Origin of the sequence: Bacillus sp. L75 (genome assembly GCF_003676355.1) — a bacterium.
Lineage (GTDB): Bacteria > Bacillota > Bacilli > Bacillales > Bacillaceae > Bacillus > Bacillus velezensis.
The window spans coordinates 164,227-175,073 of the sequence record NZ_ML064902.1 but is presented as its reverse complement, the minus strand read 5'-3'; the positions used below and the strand labels follow the sequence as shown (position 1 = coordinate 175,073).

General features: G+C 48.8%; 5 protein-coding genes. 3 read left to right on the top strand and 2 right to left on the bottom strand.

Annotation, left to right across the window (positions count from 1 at the left end; genetic code table 11):
* Positions 1–2 precede the first annotated feature (2 nt).
* Positions 3–7,460, top strand: a complete 7,458-nt coding sequence (locus tag D5S11_RS04370) for a beta-ketoacyl synthase N-terminal-like domain-containing protein (protein WP_108724962.1) — start codon at positions 3–5, stop codon at positions 7,458–7,460.
* Between the two features lie 137 nt (positions 7,461–7,597).
* Here the strand turns inward: D5S11_RS04370 and D5S11_RS04365 are convergent, their stop codons facing one another.
* Complete coding sequence (locus D5S11_RS04365; protein ID WP_007409852.1) at positions 7,598–8,809, bottom strand: cytochrome P450 family protein; 1,212 nt, start codon at positions 8,807–8,809, stop codon at positions 7,598–7,600.
* 288 nt (positions 8,810–9,097) lie between these two features.
* Here D5S11_RS04365 and D5S11_RS04360 point away from each other — a divergent pair, with 288 nt between their 5' ends.
* Both D5S11_RS04360 and D5S11_RS04355 read left to right on the top strand, forming a co-directional pair.
* Positions 9,098–9,532 carry a NucA/NucB deoxyribonuclease domain-containing protein gene (locus tag D5S11_RS04360; RefSeq protein WP_007611576.1) on the top strand — a complete coding sequence of 145 codons (435 nt, stop codon included), beginning with the start codon at positions 9,098–9,100 and terminating at the stop codon, positions 9,530–9,532.
* 59 nt (positions 9,533–9,591) lie between these two features.
* Positions 9,592–10,347: a YoaK family protein gene (locus D5S11_RS04355; protein WP_003154084.1), complete on the top strand. Its 756-nt coding sequence runs from the start codon at positions 9,592–9,594 to the stop codon at positions 10,345–10,347.
* Between the two features lie 33 nt (positions 10,348–10,380).
* Here the strand turns inward: D5S11_RS04355 and ymzB are convergent, their stop codons facing one another.
* Complete coding sequence (gene ymzB / locus D5S11_RS04350) at positions 10,381–10,743, bottom strand: protein YmzB (protein WP_007410383.1); 363 nt, start codon at positions 10,741–10,743, stop codon at positions 10,381–10,383.
* Positions 10,744–10,847 lie beyond the last annotated feature (104 nt).

The following is a 10,847-nucleotide window of genomic DNA, read 5'->3' as shown; positions in this document are numbered from 1 at the left end:
CTTTGCAAAACACTGAAGATCTTCTTTACAAACTATTGGCAGGCCAGCTGAAATCTGTCGGATTTTTCACGGAAAACGAAACGCAGCCTGTCATGCAGGGGTTTTACGGCAGGTGGCTGGAAGAAAGCATCTCCATCTTGGTGCAAAAAGGCTTTTTGAAACAGTCAGGCAGTACGTATGTGTTAACAGGTCCGATAGAGCGTGCGGACGTTCTGTGGCAAGAATGGGATGAAAAGAAAGCTCCTTTACTCAAGGACAGCAGCAAACAGGCGATGATCACCTTAGTGGAGACCGCTCTCAGAGCTTTGCCGGATATTTTATCCGGCAGAGTTTCTGCCACTGATGTTCTGTTTCCTGATTCCTCAATGGAATTGGTGGAAGGAATCTATAAAAACAATGAAACGGCAGACTACTTTAATGAGGTGCTCGCTGACACATTGACGGCTTTCATTGAAGAACGCCTGAAAGAAGACCCGAACGCGGAAATCCGGATATTAGAGATCGGAGCGGGGACGGGCGGGACGAGCGCGGCCGTTTTCAAAAGATTAAAAGAGTACAAACATCATGTGAAAGAATATTGCTACACCGATCTGTCAAAGGCCTTTTTCATGCATGCTGAAAAAGAATACGGTCCCGACAATCCGTATTTGACTTATAAGCGGTTTAATGTGGAAGAGCCCCCGGCTTTGCAGGGTATAGAGGCGGGCGCATATGACGCGGTAATTGCGGCAAATGTGCTTCACGCGACAAAAAATATTCGGCGGACACTTCGCAATGCCAAAGTGGTGCTTAAAAAGAATGGGATTTTGTTATTAAATGAGATTAGCAGCCATTCGGTTTATTCTCATCTGACATTCGGTCTTTTGGAAGGCTGGTGGCTGTATGAAGACGCCAAACTGCGCATTCCCGGATGCCCGGGGCTGTATCCTGAAGCGTGGCAGTCTGCGCTGGAAAGCGAGGGATATCGGTACGTTACATTTATGGCGGAATCGTCACATCACCTCGGCCAGCAGATCGTGGCGGCAGAAAGCGACGGCGTCATCAGGCAAAAGCAGCCGGACGCGCAGGCGGTTGAAGAAACTGCGGCTTCCAAAGAGCAGGCTGATTTCACAGAACCGTCTTTCTCAGTCACAGACCGGACTGTGCAATTCATAAAAGAAACGTTAGCCAAGTCCATAAAGCTTGCTCCCGAGCGCATTCAGCCGGAAACCAGCTTTGAAAAATACGGCATCGACTCCATTTTGCAGGTGAATTTTATCCGTGAACTGGAAACATTGACGGGCGAGCTGCCGAAAACGGTCTTATTTGAACACACGAATACGAAAGAACTTGCCGAGTATTTGCTGGAAACTTACCCGGATAAGCTGCAACAGGCATTCGGAGCCGAACAAGCGCCTCCTGAAACAAAGCATCCGGAACCTGCAATGAATGAACCGGTGCCGCTTGTCACGGAAACGCGGCGGTTTATCACTGAACAAAAAGAGCCAAAAGCGCCAAAGCCGGAAACAGAAACCGTCACCGTTAATCGTTCTGATCGTGACGACATTGCCATTATTGGCATCAGCGGCCGCTATCCCGAGTCTGAAACCCTCGATGAGCTGTGGGAGCATTTAAAAGCCGGAGACAGCTGTATTACGAAAGCTCCGGAAAACAGATGGAAGTCCGGTCTTCTGAAAACGATGGCAAAAGAAACACGAAAAGAAGAACACAAAACACGGTACGGCGGATTTCTGCAGCATATTGACGCTTTTGACCATCACTTGTTTGACATCCGGGAAGACCATGTGATGGAGATGACGCCTGAGCTCCGTCTAAGCTTAGAAACCGTATGGGAAACATTTGAAAACGGAGGCTACTCGTTAGAAAGAGTAAACGAATGGCAGGAATCAGACAGCGGCATCGGTGTATTTATGGGCAGTATGTACAATCAATATTTCTGGAATATCCCGTCATTGGAAAAAGCTGCGCTCAGCTCTAACGGAGGGGATTGGCATATCGCCAACCGCATTTCCCACTTTTTCAATTTAACGGGCCCGAGCATGGGCGTTACGACCGCATGCTCCAGCTCACTGAGCGCCATTCATCTCGCCTGTGAAAGCCTGAAGCTTAACAGCTGTTCCATGGCGATTGCCGGAGGGGTCAATCTCACGCTTGAACCGTCTAAATATGATGCGCTCGAACGGGCGAATTTGCTTGAACAGGGAAGTGAAAGCAAAAGCTTCGGAACCGGCACGGGCCTGATGCCGGGAGAAGGAGTCGGGGCGGTGCTCTTGAAGCCGCTCTCCAAAGCGCTTGCCGACAAAGACCATATTTACGGGGTCATTAAAAGCAGCGCGTTGTGCCATAGCGGCGGAAGGCAGATGTACACGGCTCCGGATCCGAAACAGCAGGCGAAGCTCATGGCGGCTTCCATCGACAAGGCCGGAATCAATCCGGAAACAATCAGTTATGTTGAATCAGCGGCAAACGGCTCTGTATTGGGAGATCCGATTGAGGTCATTGCCCTGACAAATGCGTTCGCGCAATATACTGATAAAAAACGTTTTTGCGCGCTTGGATCCGTCAAGTCAAATCTCGGTCATTTAGAGGCGGCTTCCGGCATGTCCCAGCTCGCGAAAGTGCTGCTGCAAATGGAGCGGGAAACATTAGTCCCGACGATTAACGCAAAACCGCAAAATCCGAATATCAACCTTGAACAAACGGCTTTTCACCTGCAGGAAAAAACCGAGTATTGGGAGCGTATGAGGGATGCCGAAACGGGGGACATCATCCCGCGGAGAAGCATGATTAATTCCTTCGGGGCAGGCGGGGCATATGCAAATCTCATCGTAGAAGAATATATCAGCCCGAATTCCGATCAGGCCCGTCACGGCGATGAGGAATATATTTTCCCTGTGTCAGCGAAAACAAAATGGAGTTTTGAAGCCTATCTTGACAGACTGGCGGCCTTTTTAGAAAAGACGCCATCTCTTCATCCGGCCGCCATCGCATCCGCGCTGCAAAAAAGAACGCATCATTCGGAGTATCGGGCGGCATTTACGGCTGCTTCCGTTCAGGAACTGCTGGAAAAGCTGGCCGCTTACCGCATGGATCAGCGGAATCTCAATTTCTCTGAATCTGATATTGGCCGGCGTGCGCGGCAATGGGAAAAAGGAGAGAATATCGCGTTTGATCAGTTGCAGCAAGAGCACGCCGTTCATCTGCCGGCCTACGCTTTTGACCACGGGACTTCTTTTCAATTCAGTGAATCAGAAAACGCTGCCGGCGTTCAGGCGGTATACAGTGATGACGATCCATACGTGAAAGGGCATCAATTCAGCGGAGAACCGGTACTCGTCGGCGCTACATATAACAGTCTGGCAGTCGATCATTTTTGTGATCTTTTTCCTGAAGCGGAAGGAGGACAAATTAAAAAACTGAATTACGTCAGCCCCATTACCGTAAAAAAAGGCGATCGCATCGAGCTGAAAACAGAATCGAAACAAAACGGGGATGGATTTGAACTGAGCATAATGCACCGCAGCCGCACGTCTCCTGATTGGAGCATAGCGGCGTATGCCGAGTGCAGCCCCTATCCGTTTCAAAAGCAGCACGCGGATCTGGCGGCCATTCAGCGCTCTTACCGGGAAGTGGGCCGGATAGATGAGTTATACGGAGACGGAACGGGACCCGTCGTGTGGGGAGAAGAATTTAAAACGATTACCCGCCTGTACAAAGGCTCTGATGCCGTTTTAGCGAAAGTGAACCTGAACAATAGCGACTCACAACAAGCGCATCATTATGCCGTAAATCCGTTCATCGCCAACAGTGCTTACTTGGCCTCACTTTCTTTATTGGATCAAACGGAGGCGGAAAGCTATCTGCCGTTCGGCATTAATTCCGTCACCTTCAGCAGCCCTGAAGATCTTATCGATTGCTGGCTGCACATCAAGCTGACCAAACAAACGGGGGAAATGATTCTGATTAACGCAGATGTCATCAGCAGCCGATCGGAAGTGGTGATGCGTTTTGAAGGCTATGCCCTGAAACGGTTCCGTCCGAAAACCGAACAGATGAATCAGCCGGCCCGAACGGCTGTTAAGAATGCGGGAGCACCGATTTCTGCCGGCAGTCTGACAGATGATATCCGCAGCTACGTCCTTGGCAAGCTCGCCAAGATGATGGATGAACCCGGGCCATCTCTTCGTTCTGACGCGAATATCATGGAATTGGGACTTGATTCAGCAAGCCTGATCGGGCTGACAAAAGAGATCGGCCAAGAGGCGGACATCGATGTGAATCCAACATTGTTTTTCGAGTATCCGACCGCGGAGGAGCTGACCCGCCACTTCGCGTCAGCATATGAGAGCAAGTTTTCTCAATTGCTTGCCGATCATAAGCATTCAGAAGAGGCCAGGGTCACGGAAACAGAAGAGCGCACTTTACCGAGGAAACAGCATACGCCTTGTGATAACGCCGATGTCAAGCAAGGAATCGCGATTATCGGTATGTCAGCTCAGTTTCCGCAATCCCCGGATATCCAGTCTTTTTGGGAGCACATCGTAAACGGGGATCACTGTATTACCGAAATTCCGGCGGACCGCTGGGACTGGCGCCGTTACGCCGGTGATGAGAATGACACGAGTCTCAGATGGGGCGGTTTTATTGACGGTGTCGGCGAATTTGACCCGCTCTTTTTCGGAATTTCCCCTAAAGAGGCATCACAAATGGGGCCGGAGCAGTTTCTGCTTTTGATGCATACATGGAAAGCAATGGAGGATGCGGGCCTGACAAATAAGGCGTTATCAAGCAGACCGACAGGCGTTTTCGTTGCCGCGGGCAACAGCGATCCGAACAATGGAACAGCCATCCCGTCCATCATTCCGAACAGAATATCATATGCCTTGAATTTACAAGGACCGAGTGAATATTACGAGGCTGCCTGCACGTCAACCCTGGTGGCATTGCACAGGGCGGTTCAATCAATCCGTCATAACGAATGTGAGCAGGCTGTCGTGGGCGCCGCCAATATTCTGCAGTCGCCGAAGGGCTTTATCGGTTTTGACTCAATGGGATATTTAAGCAAAAACGGCCGGGCGAAATCGTTCCAAAAAGATGCCGATGGCTTTGTCAGAAGCGAAGGGGCGGGCGTTATCATCATCAAACCGCTTGAGGCGGCAATTGAAGACGGCGATCATATTCACATGGTCATTAAAGGAACAGGAGTGTCTCACGGCGGTAAAGGCATGTCGCTTCACGCACCGAATCCGGCGGGAATGAAGGCCGCGATGAAAAAAGCGTACGAAGACACCGATGTTGATCCGCAAACTGTCACTTATATTGAAGCGCACGGCATTGCCTCCGAAATGGCAGATGCGCTGGAGTTTAATGCAATCAAAGCGGGTTACGGCGAGTCTGCAAATCAAGAGGAAAGCGCGCCTTGTTATATCAGCACCGTGAAACCTTGCATCGGGCACGGCGAACTCGCTTCCGGACTGGCCGCCCTTATAAAAGTGGCGATGGCCATGAAGCATCATACCATCCCGGGTATTCCCGGATTTACAGCTGCAAATGAGCAAATGGCCATTCAGAAAAGCCGCTTCCGTTTCACCGAAGACAATCAGGAATGGACACAGCTCACCGACCATACGGGCAGACCGATCCCGCGCCGGGCCGCAATTAACAGCTATGGCTTCGGCGGCATGAATGCGCATGTCGTCTTGGAACAGTACAGCCCGAGCCATAAAGACAAAGAATCTGTGCATGAACCGCAGCTTATCGTGCTTTCTGCTAAGAGCGAAGGGCGTCTTAAGGCGGTCGCAAGTCAGCTGGCTGATTTTGTGCAAACTGGAGATACTCTGTCATTGCGGGATATTGCTTATACGCTTCAGACCGGCCGTGAGGCGATGAACTGCCGCCTGGCACTCGTTGCCCGCAATCAAGATGAATTGCTGGAAAAACTGAAAGAGTACAGAGCATTTTCCGAAGAAAGCAATGGAATGAAAAGCTTCTTTACAGGCAGTCAGCAGACTGGATCAGGAGATATCGGCGTTTTACTGGAAGGGACTCTCGGTACAGTCGTCACGGAGACGCTGTTGGCTGAAAACAATCTCGAAAAACTTGCATTTTGCTGGGTGAAAGGTGCGGATATACCGTGGGACAGACTCCACCAAGGCAAATCTGTTCAAAGAGTGCCGCTTCCGACATATCCTTTTGAAAACCATAAGTATTGGAACGGCGGTCAGCCAGAAGACATCAGCCTTGCACCGGTTTCACAGAATCCTCAGATCCGCTGCGAGAGCGCGGCTGACATTGTGGCAGACATTTTGGGGATGAAGGCAGCGGAAATTGATCAAAATAAGCCGCTGACTGAATACGGCTTCGATTCAATCTCCTCTATTCAGCTGTTGAAGAAACTTGAGGACGGAGACAGCCGCATCAGTCTGGAGGCTCTTCAGAAATGCAGCACTCTTCAGGAGATCTGCATGCTGTTAAAAACGAACCAACCGCAGGAGACGGGCCGGAATTTTCCCGAACTCGTCAAGCTGAATGAAAGAGAAAAAGGCCGTCCTGTTTTTTGGTTTCACGGCGGAACGGGAGGCGTGGAAGCATACCAGCCATTCGCCAAAAAGAGTCAGCGACCTTTTTACGGCATCCAGGCAAGAGGTTTGACAGGGAAAGAGCCGCTGCAAGGAATCGAAGAGACGGCCGCTTCTTATATGAGAATCATCCAAGCGGTACAGCCGAAAGGCCCTTATGACCTCGGCGGATATTCCTTGGGCGGCATGCTTGCATATGAAACCGCGCGCCTCTTGCAGGAGGAAGGTCATACGGTAAAAAGCGCCGTCATGATCGACACCCCGTACAGTGAAAAATGGAAAGAAAGAAAACCATCTGTTAAGTCAGTCATGCTGCAAACGATCAATACGATGCTTACAGCATATCTTAAGCCTGAAAACCTTGAAGAGGCATTAATCAGCAGAGAAGACATTACCGTCCAGGCTGAGGAAGAAGAAGTATTGAAAGAATTGATCGGCCTTGCCAAAAAGCGCGGTCTGCCAAAATCCGAAGAAGCGATCCGGATGCAGCTGGAGCAAATGATGAAGACGCAGCTCGCTTACGGAATGGAAGAGTATGACATGAAGCCGCTGCCTCATCCGGAAGCGCTGCAATGCTACTACTTCCGTAATAAAAGCGGTTTGTTCCTCGGACATCTTGAACGTTATCTGACAGCAGAGGAAGAACAAATTCCGTTAGACCATGATGCGTATTGGAAAGAATGGGAACGCCAGATGAAACAGTTTCACCTGTTGGACGTTCACTCTTCCAATCATGTCACAATGCTGTCGGAACCAAAGCCGCAAAACGCCATTAAAGCATTCTGCGAAAAACTGTACGCAAACAAAGGAACGATAAGCGCAAATTTCCTTAAATCTTTCAGAAAAAAGCTGGACGAAACAAATGAGTTGGTAAAACGGTAATAGAGAACGGCCGGAGCAATCCGGCCGCTTTTTTTATCCATATAGAACTAAATTTACTATGTACTAAATTTTCATTGTCGTATTGATTTCTGTTTATAAGACATTAAAAAAACCCCCGATAAACAGGGGGGGAGATGTTAAAATCTGACAGGAAATGTTTCAAGCCCTCTCAAAAACACATTTTTTCTCCATGTTACATCCTCGGGCGCGCCTTTCAGCTCTATATTCGGAAACCGTTTTAAAAGCGCAGTAAAGGCAATGGATGCTTCCATCCGGGCGAGCGGAGCCCCGAGACAAAAATGAATGCCGAATCCAAAAGAGATATGACGGTTCGGTGTTCTCGCTATATTTAATGTATCAGGATCATCGAAATATTCCGGGTCCCGATTGGCTGAACCGATGCCGATAAATATCATATCGCCTTTTTTAATGGAAACATCTTTATAGGTGAAATCTTCAATCGCCCATCGATTTGCCATCATGATGACGGGAGAGGTATAACGCAAAAGCTCTTCGACCGCCGTCTGGATATTTTCCGGCTGCCGCTTTATCTTCTCCATCTGGTCTTTGTGCAGAAGAAGCGCCAGGGTGCCGGAGCCGAGAAGGTTAACCGTTGTTTCAAGCCCGGCAACGACTAACAAAAACAGCATGGAATACAGCTCTGATTCACTCAGCTTTTGGCCGTCCTCTTCAGCGTAAATAAGCTTGCTTGTCAGGTCTTCACCCGGATGTTTTCTTTTTTCTTCGATCAGTGTTTTCATATATTGTTTAAATTCTTTGAGAGCCTGGTTGGTCGCATCTTGTCCGCTTTCTGACGTGTCGACCATTGCGTTTGTCCACACTTGAAATTTGGCGCGGTCCTCTTTCGGAATCCCGAGCAGTTCGGAAATGACGATAAACGGAAGCGGTGCGGCGAAATCTCTCATGATATCAGGGTCTGCTTTTGTTTCCATTTCATCCAGCAGCTCTTCTGTGATCTGCTCTATCCCGGTGCGAAGCTGCTCAATCATCCGGGGAGTGAACCCCTGATGCACCAAAGATCGAAGTCGTGAATGATCCGGAGGGTCTTTTGCCAGCATATGCTCTGAGACAAAATCGATATCTTCACTGACATTCAGCTTCGCGATCAGCTCCTTCGGCATGACTCGTTTTACATCTCTCGTAATTCTGCCGTCTTTCAAAAACGCCATACAATCATCATAACGCGTGATGAGCCAAGCCGGAAAGGTGCCTCCGAAACGCTGCAGTTCGAATTTATGTATGGGGTCCTGCTCTCTGAATCTGCTTAAAACCGCAAAAGGGTTTTCGTGAAACTCGGGTGAGTGTGGGTGAAACATTGTTTTTTCCATCTGGATTTCCCCGCCTTCATGTTTTTGAAAAGACATAACAAACAGCCGGTGCCTGCCGACCGGACGGCATTCCTCCTTTTATCTGCCGAAGACACTGATCACAACGGCTCATAAGTATGTCTAAAATATATAAGGAAACAGAAGCCGGTTCAATAGACAAATCGTAAAGCCGCCATTTTCGTTGATTATCAACAAAACAGCAAACTTTTTTTGCCATTTCATCATGTGTGTTAAATCCGGCTAATATACATATTTACGCTTCATATCAACTTCTTAAGGAGGATGTGAATGAATGCGTTTATGAAATGGGCGGCAAGTCTGCTTTTGGTGATCTCTCTTCAGTTCGGCCTTACGGGCGCCGGCATCCATTCGGACAGTGCTGCTCGTGCCGCATCCCGATACGATCAGGTGCTGTATTTCCCGCTGTCAAAATATCCGGAGACGGGAAATCATATAAAAGACGCCATTTCGGCAGGTCATTCTGAGATTTGTACAATTGATCGGGGCGGAGCGGAGAATAGAAGGAAAGAATCATTGAAAGGAATTCCGACAAAGCCCGGGTTTGACCGTGATGAATGGCCCATGGCAGTCTGCACAGAAGGCGGGGCGGGGGCTGATATCAGATATGTAACCCCGTCGGATAACCGCGGAGCCGGTTCATGGGTTGGAAATCAAATGAGCGGATATTCCGACGGCACGAGAGTATTATTTATCGTTCAGTAGCTTCTCCGGTTCGCCGGAGTTTTTTTATGCTCTGAAAAAGCGGCACGCCGGCTGGACATATGAAATGGCAAAGAGTAAACTTATATGTTGGAATCAGCATGAGAAAGGATTGGATCACATTGACAGTGACTACATACCGAAATATTGCACTTTTACTTCTTTGTTTAACAGCGGGAATTGTGGATGTGATCGGTTATTTAAGCCTGGGACATATCTTTACCGCCAATATGACGGGGAACATCGTTCTGTTCGGCCTGGCGATCGGCAACTCGTGGCACCTTGCCGTACTCAAATCGTTAACCTCGTTAATCGGATTTATTGCCGGCGTTATTGCCGCGGCCCTGCTTGTGGGCAATAAAAAGAAATCATTCTGGCCCCCTGCGGTAACTGCCGCTTTAGCTATTGAAGGAGCTGTTTTGCTGCTGTTTGCTTTGTTCTCCTGCTTTTTTGCAGATGCCATTTCTGTTTATGTGCTGATTATGCTGCTCAGCTTCGCAATGGGAATGCAGACGACAGCCGCGAGAAAACTTGGTGTAGCGGGGATTTCCACGACCGTATTAACGGGAACGCTCGCTAATTTTTTTGAAGATCTCACCGCAAGGTTTTACAAAGCGGACAAGCGGAAGCAGTTTACGAGAGATGCTGTATTGCGCGCGCTTGCCTTGGTGCTGTATTGCTTTGGAGCGGTCATCGGCGCTTTTGCCGAACCGGATTATAAGTTTGCCGTGATCTGGCTTCCGATTATCATTATTTTAGGCATTATGCTTTGCGCATTCACGATGTTCCACGGATATTCAGAAGAAAAAAACCAATAAAAAAACGCCGCTGATTCAGGGCGTTTTTTCTTTTTATTGCTCTTTCCGGGTCCCGATTGTATAAACGGCCCGATCTGTATGTACCTTTAATCCGTCTTGCTCCTTTTGGATGGTGATGTCGCCGAGCAGAGGGATTTCATACGCATCTTGGGGAAGCGGGACATTTCCTTCCTCCGTATAGGTTGTGCCGTGCCCTTTTAAGACGAGTTCTTCGTCCGCTACATAGTCATCGGGATGGTTTGTCCGGCGGACGAGAACATCATCAAGGTGAAGCATGATCTGATCCATATCAGAAATCTCGTTTCGGCTGTCTGTCAGCTCTCCTTTCCTGATATCAAGCGTTTGTCCGATCTGTTTTTGCAGCCATTCAGACAATTCGGTGTTTGTAAGTGCCATTGTGATTCCTCCTTTTATCTACACCATACTTATTCCCTATTTTTTTAGAAATACACTGCCTTGCATTGATCTTTTTTTCTGACAGCCGGTTCTGGAGCATTCCG

Excerpts from the sequence above, each read along its gene's own strand:
- D5S11_RS04365 (WP_007409852.1), bottom strand. The coding sequence starts at position 8,809 with ATGGAAAAAACAATGTTTCACCCACACTCACCCGAGTTTCACGAAAAC.
- D5S11_RS04355 (WP_003154084.1), top strand. The coding sequence starts at position 9,592 with ATGAAATGGCAAAGAGTAAACTTATATGTTGGAATCAGCATGAGAAAG.
- ymzB (WP_007410383.1), bottom strand. The coding sequence starts at position 10,743 with ATGGCACTTACAAACACCGAATTGTCTGAATGGCTGCAAAAACAGATC.
- D5S11_RS04360 (WP_007611576.1), top strand. The coding sequence starts at position 9,098 with ATGAATGCGTTTATGAAATGGGCGGCAAGTCTGCTTTTGGTGATCTCT.